This is a genomic window from Streptomyces sp. NPDC044064, assembly GCF_056434245.1.
Map to the genome: position 1 here is coordinate 182,812 of NZ_JBWKFN010000006.1, position 15,395 is coordinate 198,206.

The 15,395-nt window shown below is 70.6% G+C and carries 15 protein-coding genes; 7 read left to right on the forward strand and 8 right to left on the reverse strand.

The features are described 5' to 3' along the window. Positions 1 to 31 precede the first annotated feature (31 nt). Positions 32 to 1,267, reverse strand: a complete 1,236-nt coding sequence (locus AC07DS_RS12355; protein WP_479144487.1) for a low temperature requirement protein A — start codon at positions 1,265 to 1,267, stop codon at positions 32 to 34. A 136-nt stretch (positions 1,268 to 1,403) separates the two neighbouring features. Between AC07DS_RS12355 and AC07DS_RS12360 the strand changes: the two genes are divergently transcribed. Then, complete coding sequence (locus AC07DS_RS12360) at positions 1,404 to 1,580, forward strand: hypothetical protein (RefSeq protein WP_145876429.1); 177 nt, start codon at positions 1,404 to 1,406, stop codon at positions 1,578 to 1,580. A gap of 19 nt (positions 1,581 to 1,599) precedes the next feature. Here the strand turns inward: AC07DS_RS12360 and mscL are convergent, their stop codons facing one another. The 6 genes from mscL to AC07DS_RS12390 form a co-directional block, all read right to left on the reverse strand. Further along, positions 1,600 to 2,058, reverse strand: coding sequence for a large conductance mechanosensitive channel protein MscL (mscL, locus tag AC07DS_RS12365; protein WP_479144489.1), 459 nt, complete (start codon positions 2,056 to 2,058; stop codon positions 1,600 to 1,602). Between the two features lie 138 nt (positions 2,059 to 2,196). Further along, positions 2,197 to 2,769 carry a hypothetical protein gene (locus tag AC07DS_RS12370; RefSeq protein WP_479144491.1) on the reverse strand — a complete coding sequence of 191 codons (573 nt, stop codon included), beginning with the start codon at positions 2,767 to 2,769 and terminating at the stop codon, positions 2,197 to 2,199. Positions 2,770 to 3,014: 245 nt separating this feature from the next. After that, entirely contained in the window at positions 3,015 to 3,848 is an 834-nt protein-coding gene (locus AC07DS_RS12375; RefSeq protein ID WP_479144493.1) for an S-methyl-5'-thioadenosine phosphorylase, read from the reverse strand. Positions 3,849 to 3,948: 100 nt separating this feature from the next. Beyond that, entirely contained in the window at positions 3,949 to 4,272 is a 324-nt protein-coding gene (locus AC07DS_RS12380) for an FmdB family zinc ribbon protein (RefSeq protein ID WP_479144495.1), read from the reverse strand. A 67-nt stretch (positions 4,273 to 4,339) separates the two neighbouring features. After that, positions 4,340 to 5,638, reverse strand: a complete 1,299-nt coding sequence (locus AC07DS_RS12385) for an MFS transporter (RefSeq protein WP_479144497.1) — start codon at positions 5,636 to 5,638, stop codon at positions 4,340 to 4,342. Positions 5,639 to 5,918: 280 nt separating this feature from the next. Beyond that, complete coding sequence (locus AC07DS_RS12390) at positions 5,919 to 7,469, reverse strand: potassium/proton antiporter (protein ID WP_479144499.1); 1,551 nt, start codon at positions 7,467 to 7,469, stop codon at positions 5,919 to 5,921. Between the two features lie 223 nt (positions 7,470 to 7,692). Here AC07DS_RS12390 and AC07DS_RS12395 point away from each other — a divergent pair, with 223 nt between their 5' ends. After that, positions 7,693 to 10,455: a penicillin acylase family protein gene (locus AC07DS_RS12395; RefSeq protein ID WP_479144501.1), complete on the forward strand. Its 2,763-nt coding sequence runs from the start codon at positions 7,693 to 7,695 to the stop codon at positions 10,453 to 10,455. A gap of 88 nt (positions 10,456 to 10,543) precedes the next feature. Here the strand turns inward: AC07DS_RS12395 and AC07DS_RS12400 are convergent, their stop codons facing one another. Next, positions 10,544 to 11,164 carry a 5-formyltetrahydrofolate cyclo-ligase gene (locus AC07DS_RS12400; protein ID WP_479144749.1) on the reverse strand — a complete coding sequence of 207 codons (621 nt, stop codon included), beginning with the start codon at positions 11,162 to 11,164 and terminating at the stop codon, positions 10,544 to 10,546. 95 nt (positions 11,165 to 11,259) lie between these two features. On the opposite strand from AC07DS_RS12400, the gene galU reads away from it, so the two are divergent. From galU to AC07DS_RS12425, 5 genes are all read left to right on the forward strand, one after another. Continuing rightward, on the forward strand, positions 11,260 to 12,171 hold the full coding sequence (gene galU / locus AC07DS_RS12405; RefSeq protein WP_479144503.1) for a UTP--glucose-1-phosphate uridylyltransferase GalU: 912 nt from the start codon (positions 11,260 to 11,262) through the stop codon (positions 12,169 to 12,171). Next, entirely contained in the window at positions 12,168 to 13,490 is a 1,323-nt protein-coding gene (gene glp / locus AC07DS_RS12410) for a molybdotransferase-like divisome protein Glp (RefSeq protein ID WP_479144504.1), read from the forward strand. Before galU ends, glp begins: the two co-directional genes overlap by 4 nt. A gap of 79 nt (positions 13,491 to 13,569) precedes the next feature. Further along, positions 13,570 to 14,082: a cyclic pyranopterin monophosphate synthase MoaC gene (gene moaC / locus AC07DS_RS12415; protein ID WP_145876448.1), complete on the forward strand. Its 513-nt coding sequence runs from the start codon at positions 13,570 to 13,572 to the stop codon at positions 14,080 to 14,082. Then, on the forward strand, positions 14,079 to 14,579 hold the full coding sequence (locus tag AC07DS_RS12420; protein WP_479144506.1) for a MogA/MoaB family molybdenum cofactor biosynthesis protein: 501 nt from the start codon (positions 14,079 to 14,081) through the stop codon (positions 14,577 to 14,579). The genes moaC and AC07DS_RS12420 overlap by 4 nt, the downstream gene beginning before the upstream one ends. Positions 14,580 to 14,599: 20 nt before the next feature. Further along, positions 14,600 to 15,232, forward strand: a complete 633-nt coding sequence (locus tag AC07DS_RS12425; RefSeq protein WP_479144508.1) for a GNAT family N-acetyltransferase — start codon at positions 14,600 to 14,602, stop codon at positions 15,230 to 15,232. Positions 15,233 to 15,395: the final 163 nt, after the last annotated feature.

A 15,395-nucleotide genomic window follows, 5' to 3' on the forward strand; every position in this document is an offset into this window, starting at 1 on the left:
CTGGCCCAGCCCCAGGACGCGTCCGCGGGGTTCAGGCGGCCGGTGCCGTCGCGTTCGTGCGCCGCCCGCGGGAGACCATGCGCGCCGTGAGGGTGACCCCGACCACCACCGAGGCGGCGCACACGAGCCCCGCGGCGAGCACCGCCCACTCACCCAGGAAGGTGCAGCAGACCACCACCAGCGCCGTGACCGGAAGCACCAGCTGCTGGCCGATGCCGACCTTGAAGTACCGCGAGTGCAGCGCCCACACGGTCAGCAGGTACAGCGCCGTCGGCAGGGTCACGGCCGCCGAGGCGGACAGCGTCGAGATGTGCGCCTTGCCGACCGCCTGCTCCACCGCCACCTCCAGGCCGGCGCCGATCGCCGCGGCCGAGGCGAAGATCAGATAGTGGCCGTAGCCCCAGAGGAACGCTTGCCTGCTGGAGCGCAGGTGACCGTGGATGGGCACCACGAAGTAGATCCACCACGCGGCGAAGACGATCAGCAGGCCGCCCGCCGCGATCGGCAGCAGTTCGCCCAGCGCGTCCTGCTCGTCCAGCGCCGACTTCACGGCGACCGTGGCCGCGGCGATCGTCTCGCCGAGCACGATGATCGTGAACAGGCCGTACCGCTCGGCGATGTGGTGCGGATGCCAGGACGTCCCACGAGCCTTCTCCGCGTACAGCGGCACGGACAGCTCCGCGATCACCATCACCAGGAACACCCAGGGCCGGGCCGGCTCCGGCAGCAGGATCAGCCCCAGCCAGCCGACCTGGCACAACAGCACACCGCACACGTATCTGAGCGCCATGGTCCGTTCCGGACCCTCGGTCGATCGAGCCGCTCTCAGCCACTGCGCGACCATCGCCAGCCGCATGATCACGTAGCCGAGGAAGACGACCAGGAAGTCGTGGTGCTCGAACGCCCGGGAGACACCCGCCGCCAGTACCAGCACACCGGCGATCTGGACCAGGGTCACCACCCGGTAGAGCGCGTCGTCGTTGTCGTACGCCGAGGCGAACCACGTGAAATTCATCCAGGCCCACCAGATGGCGAAGAACACCATCGCGTAGTTCAGGATCCCGTGGCCCGCGTGCCCCTCGACCACGGCGTGCACGAGCTGCACGCCCGCCTGTGCGATGGCCACCACGAAACACAGGTCGAAGAAGAGCTCCAGCGGGGAGGAGACCCGGTGCGCCTCGTCGCGCCTGCGCGCGGTGAGCGGCCGCAGGGGCCCCCGGGAATTGTGCGCACCCGGGGCGGGCGCCGGAGCGGAACTGGACGTCATGCGTCCCAGCACAGCAGAAAACCGCGACAAAATCTTGTGAAGGGATTCACAATCCTGTCGGGGCCCGACGCGGCGGAGAAACCTCCAGGTCAGAGGCTGCGCGTGGGCGCCCGGGCCGGGGCCGTACCCTGGGGACATGAGCACCGCCCCCGAACCCGAGTCGCGCGACCCGAAGCCCGCGCTGATCTTCGACGACCCGTTGAGCCAGCAGTCCTCGGACGACACCGACCGTGGGTGGGGCGAGCGCCCGGACGGCGACAGTGCCGCCGACCTGAAGCGCTTCCTCGACGAGAAGCCGCCCCACCACCTCTGAGCCGCCCGCGGGAGCGCCGCTAGCGCTCGTCGCGTCCCGATCCGCGCTGGGCGACCAGCGCGTCGCGGATCTCCTTGAGGACCTCCAGCTCGGTCACCTCGATGATCTCGTGCGTGCCCTCCCTCGCCTTCCGGCGGGCCTCCACCCGGGCCAGGTACTTCGCCATCGGCAGGACCATCAGGAAGTACACGACGGCCGCGGTGATCACGAAGCTCAGCGTCGCGCCGAGGACCGATCCCCACATCAGCCGGATGCCCTGGTCCCCCTTGCAGCTGCTGCTCAGGCACGAGCTGTAGTGGTCCAGGTTCTGTGTGCCGATCGCGCCCACCAGCGGGTTGATGAGCCCCTTCACCACCGAGTTGACGATGTTGGTGAAGGCGGCGCCGATGACCACCGCGACTGCCAGATCGACGACGTTGCCGCGCATCAGGAAGGCCTTGAAGCCCTGCCAGATGCTCGGTTCCTTCTTCGCGTTCACCTCGGGGACTCTCCTCGCGCGCACAGGGTGTGGAACCAAACGCTCCGCAACCTACGGCACGATGCGGCCATTGTGTCCAATTCCGTAGCTCGATCGTTGGACTTGACGGCGGGTCGCAGAGACATCGGCCGAGGTGACTCAGCACAGCGTCACCGCCAGCCGAGCGGTGGCGCTCGCGCCCACGAGCCGCGCCGCCATGGTGCGCGGCACCGACAGGACGACCAGCGCCCCGCTCTCGGACGCATCCTCCAGCGGCTCCGGCACCCTCGTCACCCGCACTCCCCGCGCGAGCACCCGGGCGCCGCCTCCGGCCGAGGGGTCCTCGGCCGCGACGACGTCGACGCGGTCGCCGGGCCGGAGCAGCCGGACGGTGGCGGCGTCCGAGATCCGCACCGGCGCCGTCACCATGCGCACCGCTCCGTGCCGTCGTGCGGGTTCCGTGACCGGGTGCCCGCGGACCCGTTCGGCGCGGTGGGGTTCGGCCGCGGTCCGCGGCCCCGCCGCCACGAGCGCGGCAGCGGTCACGGCGAGGCCGGCCGCGACAGCCCGCCTGCGCTGCCGTACGAACCGTTGCAGCTGATACAGACCGCCGCGTACGCGCACCGGGGCGAAGGGTGGGACCTCGCAGGTCGCCGGGGCGTCGGTGCCGAGGGGAAGCGGGAGACGGAGGGGAGGTGCGGCCGGACCGGGGGACGACGGGGTCAAGGGCATGGGGATCACCGCCTGCGACGAGGGGATTTCGGCTTGCCCTGCCACGATGACGCCTCGCGCCGAAGCCCGCCGGAGCCGGTGGACCACCGAGAGGTTGTGGACAACCCGCCCACCCGAACGAGGACTTCCGCTCGCCCGTCCGTCGCGTATCCACGTCCCGCGCGTCGCCTGTCCCCCACGGCGCCGGCCCCCGCGCGTCGCCCGTCCCTCGCCGCGCCCCGTTCCCGGTGTCGCCCGGTCCCCCGCTACGGCAGTCGGAAGCCCGGATCCATCCCGCCGAGCGCGTTCTTGCAGAGGCAGTCCCGCGCCCCGGTCTCCGGCAGCGCCGCCACCGCGTCGAACAGCACGCCCCGCAACCGGTCCACGTTGGCCGCGAACACCTGCAGCACCTCCTCGTGGGAGACCCCCTCGCCGGTCTCGGCACCGGCGTCCAGGTCGGTGACCAGGGTCAGCGACGTGTAGCAGAGCTCCAGTTCACGGGCGAGAGCCGCCTCGGGGTGGCCGGTCATGCCCACCACCGACCAGCCCTGCGCCTGGTGCCACAACGATTCGGCGCGGGTCGAGAAGCGCGGCCCCTCGACCACGACCAGCGTGCCGCCGTCCACCGGTTCCCACTCCCGTCCGCGCGCCGCCTTCAGCGCGGCGGCCCGGCCGGCGGGGCAGTAGGGGTCGGCCATGGACACGTGCACCACGTTGGGCACCGTGCCGTCGGGCAGCGGCAGCCCGTCGAAGTACGTCTGGACCCTGGCCTTCGTGCGGTCCACCGTCTGGTCCGGTACGAGCAGGGTGCCCGGGCCGTACTCGGGGCGCAGTCCGCCGACCGCGCACGGTCCGAGGACCTGCCGGACGCCGACCGAGCGCAGGGCCCAGAGGTTGGCGCGGTAGTTGATCCGGTGCGGTGGCAGGTGGTGGCCGCGGCCGTGCCGGGGCAGGAAGGCGACCCGTCGGCCGGCGATCTCGCCGAGGAAGAGGGAGTCGCTGGGCTGCCCGTAGGGGGTGTCCACCTGGACCTCGGTCACGTCGTCGAGGAACGAGTAGAAGCCCGACCCGCCGATGACACCGATCTCTGCGTTCGCCATGACGAGCACACTAGCTGGCCCCCGAAAGGCGGGGGAGCCGGTGCCCGGGTACACCCCGGGCCCTGCCGTCACGCGACGGCAGGGCCCGGGGAGCGAGATCTCAGGCCGCGGAGCTGCTGCTCGAGGAGCCCGACGAAGTCGAGGACGAAGAGGACGCCGAAGACGTCGAGGACGCCGACGGGGACGACTTCGCGTCGGTCGACGAGGAGCTGGACGACTTCGTCGCCGGGCTGCTGCTCGACGTGGAGCCGCGGGAGTCGTTGCGGTAGAAGCCGGAGCCCTTGAAGACGATGCCGACCGCGGAGAACACCTTCTTCAGGCGGCCACCGCAGTTGGGGCACTCGGTCAGGGCGTCATCGGTGAACTTCTGAACCGCCTCGAGGCCCTCGCCGCACTCGGTGCACTGGTACTGGTAGGTCGGCACTGTCTTCCTCCTGGCACTCTGACTCAATGAGTGCTAACGACGGTCCATAGTGACGTATTCCCGGGGATCAGTCCACCGTCACCGGCACGCGGTGACCGACGCCACGTGCGACCGTGCGGGTCTGGGCCCGGGCGACCAGCCGCGAACGCAGGGCGACCAGGGTGACCAGCGCGAGCACGGTGCCGGCCATCGGCACCAGGAAACCGGCACCGCCCCACAGGCGGTCCTCCAGCTGTCCGGCGACCGTGACGGCGGCCGCCTGACCGAGCGCGACGGCACCGGTCAGCCAGGTGAACGCCTCGGTGCGGGCCTCGGCCGGCACCAGGCCCTCGACCAGCGTGTAGCCGGTGATCAGGGCCGGCGCGATGCACATGCCGACCAGCAGGCCGAGACCGGCCAGCAGCAGTACCGAGTGCGCCGTCCACAGCGCGGACGCGGTCAGCGCGAGCGCGGCGTATCCGACGACCAGGCGCCGCTGCGGGGCGGCCTTCCAGGCGATCGCACCGCAGACGATGCCGGAGAGCATGTTGCCCGCGGCGAAGGTGCCGTAGAGGACACCGTTGAGGCCGGGCTCGCCGATCGACTCGGTGAACGCCGCGAGCGCCACCTGCATGCCGCCGAAGACCGACCCGATGCCCAGGAAGGTCACGACCAGCACCCGGACGCCCGGGACGCGCAGGGCGGAGGTGTGCTGCACGTGCGCGTGCCCGCTCCCGCCGGACACCGACGGCTGCGTGCTCTTCTGCGCGGCGAACAGCAGACCGCCGACGAGCGTCAGCGCGGCCTCGGTCACCAGGCCCGCGGACGGGGTGACGGCGGTGCACAGCGCGGTCGCCAGCAGGGGCCCGAAGACGAAGGTCAGCTCGTCCGTAACGGACTCGAAGGCCGCCGCGGTGGTCATCAGGGGCGAGCCCTGGAGCTTCACGCCCCAGCGCGCACGCACCATGGGGCCCACCTGCGGCACCGAGGCGCCGGTCGGCACGGCCGCCACGAACAGCGCCCACAGGGGCGCGTGCGCCAGCGCGAGCGCCGTCAGCGTCAGGCCCGACAGCGTGTGCACCAGGACACCCGGGATCAGGACGGCGCGCTGCCCGTAGCGGTCGGCGAGGCGGCCGCTGTACGGCGCGAACAGCGCCATGGAGACACCGGTGGCGGCCGCGGCGGCGCCTGCGGCGCCGTACGAGCCGGTGGTGTGCTGCACGAGCAGCACGATGGAGATGGTGAGCATCGCGAACGGCTGGCGCGCCGCGAAGCCGGGGAGCAGGAACGTCCAGGCGCCGCGGGTGCGCAGCAGCTGTCCGTATCCGGGGCGGGAAGGGGCCGGCGAGGTCGTCTCCGGTGCGGTGGTGCTGACCGTGGATCCCACGGCCCGTGCCTTTCTGCCGCCTGGTAGCGCGTGCCCCGTTGTGGGCCCGGGCGCCGAGAGCTGTCCTCTTGCGCAAACTGCGGTAGATACCGGCGCCCACTGTGGGTGGGAGAGGCCCGGCCGCCATACGGTCGCGCCAGCTCTGCGTCAGGCAGAGTTGGTTCGATCAAAGTGCGCCTTCATCGTACAGGCGGCTTTGCCTCGCCCACCTGTGAAAATGAGCACCACCCGGGGCGATCACCTGTGATTGCCGAGGGTGTGAACCGTACGAAACACCCCCTTAACGTGAGCTGCCCGCCCCGTCCGTGCCCAGCCAGCCGGCCAGCTTGCCGCCGTGGGCGACCGCGCGCAGGCGCCGTTCCGCGGCGTCGCGCACGGGGTCGGTGGCGACCACGAGGAGTTCGTCCCCGTGCCGCAGCACTGTCGTGGGCAGCGGAACAAACGATTTTCCGTCCCGGACGACGAGGGTGACGGCGGCGCCGGGCGGCAGCCGCAGCTCGTTGACCTCGACGCCGTGCATCCGGGAGCCCTCGGGGATCGAGACGGACAGCAGATGCCCGCGCAGTCGCTCCAGGGGGGCCGACTCGATGCCCAGGTCGGACGCTTCGCCCGGCCCGCCGAGGCGCAGCCGGCTCGCCAGCCAGGGCAGGGTCGGCCCCTGCACGAGGGTGTAGACGACGACCAGCACGAAGACGATGTTGAAGATCCGCTGGCTGCCGGCGACGCCGTTCACCATGGGGATCGTCGCCAGGATGATGGGCACGGCGCCGCGCAGCCCAGCCCAGGACATCAGCGCCTGCTCCGGCCACGGCACCCGGAACGGGGCCAGGCTGAGCACGACGCTCAGCGGGCGGGCCACCATGGTCAGCGCGAGCCCGATGACGAGGGCCGGCCAGATGTCGTCGCCCAGCTCGTGCGGGGTGACGAGCAGGCCGAGCAGGACGAACATGCCGATCTGGGCGATCCAGCCGAGCCCCTCGGCGAAGCCGCGCGTGGCGGGCCAGTGCGGGAGCTTGGCGTTGCCGAGCATCATCGACGCCAGGTAGACGGCGAGGAAGCCGCTGCCGTGGTCCAGGGCGCCGGCGGCGTAGGCGGCGACGGCGATCGCCAGCACGGCGATCGGGTAGAGGCCGGAGGCGGGCAGGGCGACCCGCTTGAGGGTCCAGGCCCCGAGCCAGCCCACCGTGAGACCCACGGCCGCGCCGATGGCCAGTTCCAGCGCTATCTCGCCGACCAGGACGTACCAGTGCTCGACCGGGCCGGCCGTGGAGAAGGCGACGACCAGGATGACCACCGGGGCGTCGTTGAAGCCGGACTCCGCCTCCAGCGTGCCCGTCACGCGCGCGGGCAGGGGGATCCTGCGCAGGACCGAGAAGACCGCCGCCGCGTCCGTCGAGGAGACGACCGCGCCGATGATGAGCGCCTGCCGCCAGTCCAGCCCGACCAGATAGTGCGCGCCCGCCGCGGTCGCGCCGACGCTGATCGCGACCCCCGCCAGCGCCAGCATGGAGGCGGACCCGAGGACCGGCCGGATCTCCTTCCACTTTGTGCCGAGACCGCCCTCGGCGAGGATCACGACCAGGGCCGCGTACCCGATGACCTGGGTCATCTCGGCGTTGTTGAAGTGGATGTTCCCGACGCCGTCCTGGCCCATGAGGACGCCGATCCCCAGGTAGACGAGCAGGCTGGGGAGCCCGCTGCGTGAGGAGATCCGGACGGCCGCGACGGCGACCAGGAGGACCAGGGAGCAGACGAGCAGGAGCTGGTCGAGGTGGTGAACAGTCAGCGGCGGTTCCCTTCCTTGGCCCGCGCGGGGAGCGCGCGGGCTCACGTACACAAGACCCGAGGCTGCGGCGCACCGCACCCAAGTACTTCGTTACCTTACCTAACTCTTGACGCTTTCTTGACACTCGCCAGGGCAAGATCGAACGTCCGTGCGCGCCGGTTCCCGACTCCGCGTCAAGCGGCTCGGGGCCCTGCGCCTATGGTTGCTCCAGCGCTCATTCAAAGTCACAGCCCGACCTGCCGCTCGCGTTAGGACAGCAAGGACAGCGATGCCCCCCAACACCACCGCCACAACGGGTGACAAGCCCGGCAAGTCCGGCAGGAAGAAGGGGCGCAAAGCCCGACTTATCGTGCTGGTGCTCGTCCTGGCCATCATCGGAGGCGTCGCCTACGGGGCTTACTGGTCGATCAGCACCGTCCGCGCCTCCTTCCCGCAGACCACCGGTTCGATCACGCTCCAGGGCCTGTCGGGGCCCGTCGACGTCAAGCGGGACGGGAACGGCATTCCGCAGATCTACGCCTCGTCCGACGAGGACCTGTTCATGGCGCAGGGCTTCGTCCAGGCGCAGGACCGGTTCTACGAGATGGACGTGCGCCGGCACATGACCTCCGGGCGCCTGTCGGAGATGTTCGGCAAGGGGCAGGTCAAGAACGACGAGTTCCTGCGCACCCTCGGCTGGGACCGGATCGCCAAGCAGGAGTACGACACCAAGCTGTCGGCCTCCACGAAGAAGTATCTCGACGCCTACGCCAAGGGTGTCAACGCCTACCTCCAGGGCAAGGACGGCGAGGACATCTCCCTGGAGTACGCGGCCCTCGGCTTCACCAACGACTACAAGCCGCAGAAGTGGACCCCGGTCGACTCGGTCTCCTGGCTGAAGGCGATGGCCTGGGACCTGCGCGGCAACATGCAGGACGAGATCGACCGCGCCCTGATGACCAGCCGGCTCGGCCCGCAGCAGATCGAGGACCTGTACCCCGAGTACCCCTACAGCCGCAACAAGCCGATCGTCCAGGAGGGCCAGTACAGCGACGTGGCCAAGGCCTTCCGGCAGGGCGGCGCCACGAGCGGTTCTCGGGGCGCGACCGGCGCGACCGGCTCCACCACCTCGGCCACGGCAGGTTCGGCCCTCACGAGCCAGCTGTCGGGCCTCTACAAGGTCCTGGACAACGTGCCCACCGCGGTCGGCGTGAACGGCCAGGGCATCGGCTCCAACTCCTGGGTCGTCGCCGGGAAGTACACCATCACCGGCAAGCCGCTGCTCGCCAACGACCCGCACCTGTCGGCGTCGCTGCCGTCCGTCTGGTACCAGATGGGCCTGCACTGCCGCACCGTCTCCAGCAAGTGCCAGTACGACGTCACCGGCTACACGTTCGCCGGCATGCCCGGTGTGATCATCGGCCACAACGCGGACATCGCCTGGGGCATGACCAACTCCGGGGTGGACGTCACCGACCTGTACCTGGAGAAGCTCAGCGGCGACGGCTACCTGTACGACGGCAAGGTCCGGCCCTTCAAGAGCCGCGAGGAGACCATCAAGGTCGCCGGCGGCAAGCCCAAGAAGATCGTCGTGCGCCAGACCGCCGACGGGATGCCGCTGCTGTCCGACCGTGACGACGAACTCGTCCAGGTCGGCCGGAAGGCCGCTGTCAACACGGCCGCGCCCGACCGAGGTGACGGCTACGGCATCGCCCTGAGGTGGACGGCGCTCGACCCGGGCACCTCCATGGACGCCGTGTTCGCCCTCGACAGGGCAGCCGGCTGGAACGACTTCCGCTCCGCCGCCGCCCTGTTCGACGTGCCCTCGCAGAACCTGGTCTACGCCAGCACGGACAACCACATCGGCTACACCCTGCCCGGCCGGATCCCCACCCGCTCCTCGGTGGACGACGGCTCGATCCCGGCGCCGGGCTGGGACTCGAAGTACCGCTGGACCGGCTTCATCAAGCAGGACGAGCTGCCCTACGAGTACGACCCCGAGCGGGGCTACATCGTCACCGCCAACCAGGCCGTGGTCGACAAGGACAAGTACCCGTACACGCTCACCACCGACTGGGGCTACGGCGCCCGCAGCCAGCGCATCACCGACCTGATCGAGTCCAAGATCAAGGGCACGGGCAAGATCTCCACCGACGACATGCGCCAGATGCAGCTGGACAACAGCAGCGAGATCGCCAAGCTGCTGGTGCCCAAGCTGCTGCGGATCAACCTCGACGACAAGAACGTCCGGGAGGCGCAGAAGCTGCTGGAGGGCTGGGACTACACCCAGGACGCCGACTCCGCGGCGGCCGCCTACTTCAACTCCGTGTGGCGCAACATCCTCAAGCTCGCCTTCGGCAACAAGCTCCCCAAGGAGCTGCGCGTCAAGGGTCAGTGCCTGTGGGTCGACAAGATCGACAGCACCGGCCCGGTGGACGACGACACGAAGGTGCGCGAGTGCGGCCAGCGCGACGCCGACCAGGCGCAGCCGGACGGTGGCGACCGCTGGTTCGAGGTCGTGCGCACCCTCATGGACAAGCCGAACAGCGACTGGTGGAAGACTCCGGCCGGAGTGGGCGACCGCAACAAGGCCGACAACCGTGACGAGCTGTTCAAGCGCGCCATGATCGACGCCCGCTGGGAGCTGACCGCCAAGCTCGGCAAGGACATCGACACCTGGAGCTGGGGCCGGCTGCACCGCCTGTTCCTGAAGAACCAGACGCTCGGCACCGAGGGTCCCGGGTTCCTCCAGTACGTCCTCAACCGCGGTCCCTGGAAGCTCAGCGGCGGCGAGGCCACCGTCAACGCGACCGGCTGGAACGCCGCCGGCGGCTACGGCGTCGTCTGGGTTCCTTCGATGCGCATGGTCGTCAACCTCAAGGACCTCGACAAGTCCAAGTGGATCAACCTGACCGGAGCCTCCGGACACGCCTACAGCGCCCACTACACCGACCAGACCGGCAAGTGGGTCAAGGGCGAGCTGCTGCCCTGGTCGTTCTCGGACAAGGCGGTCGACGCGAGCACGAGCGACACACTCGTCCTCAAGCCGTGATCCGCTGACGGCAGGCATACGGGACGGGCCCCCTCCACACGCGCGTGGAGGGGGCCCGTCCCGTATGCGGACCAGGGGCCTCGCCCGGTCAGCCGCCCGTGAAGCGGCGCACACCCGACGGCGTCACCACCGCGTGCACCGGCTGATCGTGCGCCTCCTCCGGGACGCGTGCGACGACTTCCGTGTCGTACAGGAGCACCACGAGCGCGGGGCGCGCGCCCGCCCGCTCCAGGCGTGCGAGCACCCGGTCGTACGACCCGCCGCCGCGCCCCAGGCGCATCCCGCGCGTGTCCACCGCGAGCCCGGGCAGCAGAACGACGTCCGCCGCGATCACGGCGTCCGGGCCGAGGCGCTCACCGGAGGGCTCGAACAGGGCCATTTTTCGGCCGTGTTGGATCCGCTCCAGAGAGTCCGGACCGGTGTAATCGCCCCAGTCCAGGTCGTTGTCGGGCAGGAGTGCAGGGAGCAGGACGCGCACGCCCCGCGCGCGCAACGCGTCCAGCAGGGCGAGCGTGCCGGGCTCGCTCCCGACGGAGACGTACGCCGCCACCGTGCGCGCACGCGCCAGTTCGGGCAGGTCAAAAGCGCGCTCGGCCAGCGTGTCACCCGCCTCCCGTACGACATCCTCCGGCAACCTGTTCCTCACCGCGAGGAACTCCCGTCGCAACGTTCGCTTGTCAGGCTCGCTCGTGCGTCCGTCGTGTACCACTGGTCGTTCTCGCACCCTTCTCAATGTGCTCATATGAGGGCCAATTAACCGGAGCCACAGAATCCTTACCAAAGGCACCGGATAAGGTTGCGAGCATGACTCAGTCGCACCCCAGGATCAGCAAGGCTGTCATTCCCGCAGCGGGCCTCGGTACCCGGTTCCTGCCGGCGACCAAAGCCACTCCCAAGGAGATGCTGCCGGTCGTGGACAAGCCGGCGATCCAGTACGTGGTCGAGGAGGCCGTGTCGGCGGGGCTCGACGACGTCCTCATGATCACCGGACGCAACAAGCGTCCCCTCGAGGATCACTTCGACCGCAACTACGAGCTGGAATCGGCGCTCCAGAAGAAGGGTGACGCCGGGCGGCTCGCGAAGGTGCAGGAGTCCAGCGACCTGGCCACCATGCACTACGTGCGCCAGGGCGACCCCAGGGGCCTCGGTCACGCCGTCCTGTGCGCCGCCCCGCACGTCGGCCATGAGCCCTTCGCGGTCCTCCTCGGCGACGACCTGATCGACCCGCGCGACCCGCTGCTCCAGCGCATGATCGAGGTCCAGGAGCAGCACGGCGGCAGCGTGATCGCGCTCATGGAGGTCGCGCCCGAGCAGATCCACCTGTACGGCTGCGCGGCCGTCGAGGCCACCGCCGAGGGCGACGTGGTCAAGGTGACCGGCCTGGTCGAGAAGCCGGACCCGGCGGACGCCCCGTCGAACTACGCGATCATCGGCCGCTACGTCCTCGACCCGCACATCTTCGACATACTGCGCAAGACCGAGCCCGGTCGCGGCGGCGAGATCCAACTGACCGACGCCCTGCAGCAGCTGGCCCAGGACGAGAAGGTCGGCGGCCCGGTGCACGGCGTCGTCTTCGAGGGACGCCGCTATGACACCGGCGACCGTGGCGACTACCTGCGTGCCATTGTCAGACTTGCGTGCGAACGTGAAGACCTGGGTCCGGACTTCCGGGCCTGGCTTCGCAGTTACGTAGCCGAGGAGATGCAGCAACGTTGAGCAGCGCCGCGACCAGCCCCGCCGGCCCGGACCACCTCTGGTCGGTGGACGAGCACCTGGAGGACATCCTCACCACCGTCCGTCCCCTCGAACCCATCGAGCTGCAACTGCTCGACGCCCAGGGCTGCGTCCTGGTCGACGACATCACGGTGCCGGTCTCCCTGCCGCCGTTCGACAACAGCTCGATGGACGGGTACGCGGTGCGGGTCGCGGACGTCGCCGGCGCCACCGAGGAGTTCCCGGCCGCCCTCGAGGTCGTCGGGGACGTCGCGGCCGGCTCGGCCGACCTGGTCCGGGTCGGGCCCGGCCAGGCCGCCCGCATCATGACCGGCGCCCCGCTGCCGCCCGGCGCCGAGGCAGTCGTGCCCGTCGAGTGGACCGACGGAGGGCTCGGCGAGGGCCCCGTGAGCGGGATGCAGGCCCGCAGCCTGGCCCCCGAGGGTGCCGAGGGACAGGTGCGTGTGCACCGCCCCGCAGAGGCACGCGCGCACGTGCGCGCCAGGGGCAGCGACGTGAAGGCCGGAGACCTGGCCCTGGAGGCCGGGACGATCCTCGGTCCGCCGCAGATCGCGCTGCTCGCCGCGATCGGCCGGGGCACGGTGCGGGTGCGCCCGCGCCCGCGCGTGGTCGTCGTGTCCACGGGCAGCGAACTCGTCCAGCCCGGCGAGGATCTGGGCAAGGGCCAGATCTACGACTCCAACAGCTTCGCCCTCACCGCGGCCGCCCGTGACGCGGGCGCCATCGCCTACCGGGTGGGCGCCGTCGCCGACGACGCCGACATCCTGCGCTCCACCATCGAGGACCAGCTCATCCGCGCCGATCTGCTGGTGACCACGGGCGGGGTGAGCGTCGGGGCGTACGACGTCGTCAAGGAGGCGCTGTCGCACGTCGGCGACGAGGACGAGGCGGGCGGCGGCATCGACTTCCGCAAGATCGCCATGCAGCCGGGCAAGCCCCAGGGCTTCGGCTCCATCGGCCGCGACCACACGCCCCTGCTGGCCCTGCCCGGCAACCCCGTGTCCTCGTACGTCTCCTTCGAACTGTTCGTCCGCCCCGCGATCCGCACCCTGATGGGCCTCGAGGACGTCCACCGGCCCCGCACCCGGGCCACCCTCAAGGCGGACAAGGCGCTCGGCTCTCCCAAGGGGCGCCGGCAGTTCCTGCGCGGCAAGTACGCCGACGGCGAGGTGACCCCGGTGGGCGGCTCGGGTTCCCACCTGGTCGCGGCGCTGGCGCAGGCCGACGCGCTGATCGTCGTCCCCGAGGACGTGGAGTCCGCCGAGCCCGGTACGGACGTGGAGGTCGTGCTGCTCGGCTGACGAGCGGGCGGTACCGTGTCGCGCACAACAGGCCCGTGCACCGCACTGCGACGGGCCCGGACCGGGAGCGCCACACACCATGACTGTGCCTTCCCGGGGGGAGACCCCCGGACGCCCTGAGCAGGACCGCCTGACGCACATCGACGACGCGGGCGCGGCCCGCATGGTCGACGTGTCCGGGAAGGACGTGACCGCGCGCACCGCCCGCGCGAGCGGCCGGGTCCTGGTGTCACCGCGGGTGGTCGAGCTGCTGCGCGGTGAGGGGGTGCCCAAGGGGGACGCCCTTGCTACCGCGCGCATCGCGGGCATCATGGGCGCCAAGCGCACCCCGGACCTGATCCCGCTGTGCCACCCCTTGTCGGTGTCCGGTGTGAAACTGGACCTGTCGGTCGCGGACGACGCCGTGGAGATCCGGGCCACCGTGAAGACGACGGACCGCACGGGCGTCGAGATGGAGGCCCTCACCGCGGTGACGGTCGCCGCGCTCACCGTGATCGACATGGTCAAGGCGGTCGACAAGGGAGCGGTCATCACGGACGTGCGGGTGGAGGAGAAGACAGGCGGCAAGTCGGGCGACTGGAGCCGGTCATGACGTACCGCGCACTGGTGGTCACCGCCTCCAACCGGGCTGCCGCCGGGGTCTACGAGGACAGGGGCGGCCCCCTGGTCGCCGACGGCCTGCGGGGCTTCGGCTTCGAGGTCGACGGCCCCCGGGTCGTCCCGGACGGGGACCCGGTGCGCGAGGCGCTGCGCACCGGTGCCGACGCCGGCTATGACGTCGTCGTCACCACCGGCGGCACCGGCGTCTCGCCCACCGACCGCACGCCCGAGGCGACCCGCTCGGTGATCGACTACGAGGTGCCGGGCATCGCGGAGGCCATCCGGGCGTTCGGACGGGAGAAGGTGCCGACCGCGGCGCTGTCCCGGGGTCTGGCCGGGGTGGCCGGGCGGACCCTGATCGTCAACCTGCCGGGCTCCACCGGCGGGGTGCGGGACGGTCTCGCCGTCCTGGAGCCGCTGCTGGTCCACGCCGTCGACCAGATCCGCGGCGGCGACCATCCGAGACCCAGTAGTGGGGGTGCGAGCTGAACAGCCCTTCCTGGCCGGTCGTGCTGGCGGACGGAGATGTCGTCCTCCGGCCGATAAAGCTGCGCGACCAGCGGGCCTGGCGTGAGGTGAACCGGCGCAACAGGGACTGGCTGCGCCCCTGGGAGGCGACCATCCCGCCGCCCACGCCGAGCGGGCCGATCACGCACCGGCCGACCTACCGCCAGATGGTCCGGCATCTGCGGTCCGAGGCCCATGCGGGCCGGATGCTGCCGTTCGTCATCGAGTACCAGGGGCAGCTCGTCGGGCAGTTGACGGTCGCCGGGATCACCTGGGGGTCGATGTGCTCGGGCCATGTCGGCTACTGGGTGGACGAGTCGGTGGCCGGGCGAGGGGTGATGCCGACGGCCGTCGCGCTCGTGGTGGACCACTGTTTCCGCACCGTCGGGCTGCACCGCATCGAGGTCTGCATTCGCCCCGAGAACCGGCCCAGCCGCCGGGTCGTGGAGAAACTCGGATTCCGCGAGGAGGGGCTGCGGCCGCGTTATCTGCACATCGACGGGGCCTGGCGCGACCACCTCGTCTTCGCGCTCACGGCGGAAGAGGTGCCGGAGGGGTTGCTCGGGCGCTGGCAGCGGGCACGCTCCCAGCAGACGCGGCACACGCAGGAGAACACCCCGGGGAATCCCGTCTAGGCCAGAAATTGAATACGTGTTCGAAATTGATCGACTGATGACCGTCTCAGTGCATTGAATTGGCGGCTCGGACGGTCCGCTGATCGCATCGGTCGCAAAAAAAGCTGGAAATATCAGCCAGATCGTGCGACACACCGGCTCAATTGGCGGATGGCCTCACGCA

Excerpts from the sequence above, each read along its gene's own strand:
- AC07DS_RS12355 (WP_479144487.1), bottom strand. The coding sequence starts at position 1,267 with ATGACGTCCAGTTCCGCTCCGGCGCCCGCCCCGGGTGCGCACAATTCC.
- AC07DS_RS12360 (WP_145876429.1), top strand. The coding sequence starts at position 1,404 with ATGAGCACCGCCCCCGAACCCGAGTCGCGCGACCCGAAGCCCGCGCTG.
- AC07DS_RS12370 (WP_479144491.1), bottom strand. The coding sequence starts at position 2,769 with ATGCCCTTGACCCCGTCGTCCCCCGGTCCGGCCGCACCTCCCCTCCGT.
- AC07DS_RS12375 (WP_479144493.1), bottom strand. The coding sequence starts at position 3,848 with ATGGCGAACGCAGAGATCGGTGTCATCGGCGGGTCGGGCTTCTACTCG.
- AC07DS_RS12395 (WP_479144501.1), top strand. The coding sequence starts at position 7,693 with ATGCCCCCCAACACCACCGCCACAACGGGTGACAAGCCCGGCAAGTCC.
- galU (WP_479144503.1), top strand. The coding sequence starts at position 11,260 with ATGACTCAGTCGCACCCCAGGATCAGCAAGGCTGTCATTCCCGCAGCG.
- moaC (WP_145876448.1), top strand. The coding sequence starts at position 13,570 with ATGACTGTGCCTTCCCGGGGGGAGACCCCCGGACGCCCTGAGCAGGAC.
- AC07DS_RS12420 (WP_479144506.1), top strand. The coding sequence starts at position 14,079 with ATGACGTACCGCGCACTGGTGGTCACCGCCTCCAACCGGGCTGCCGCC.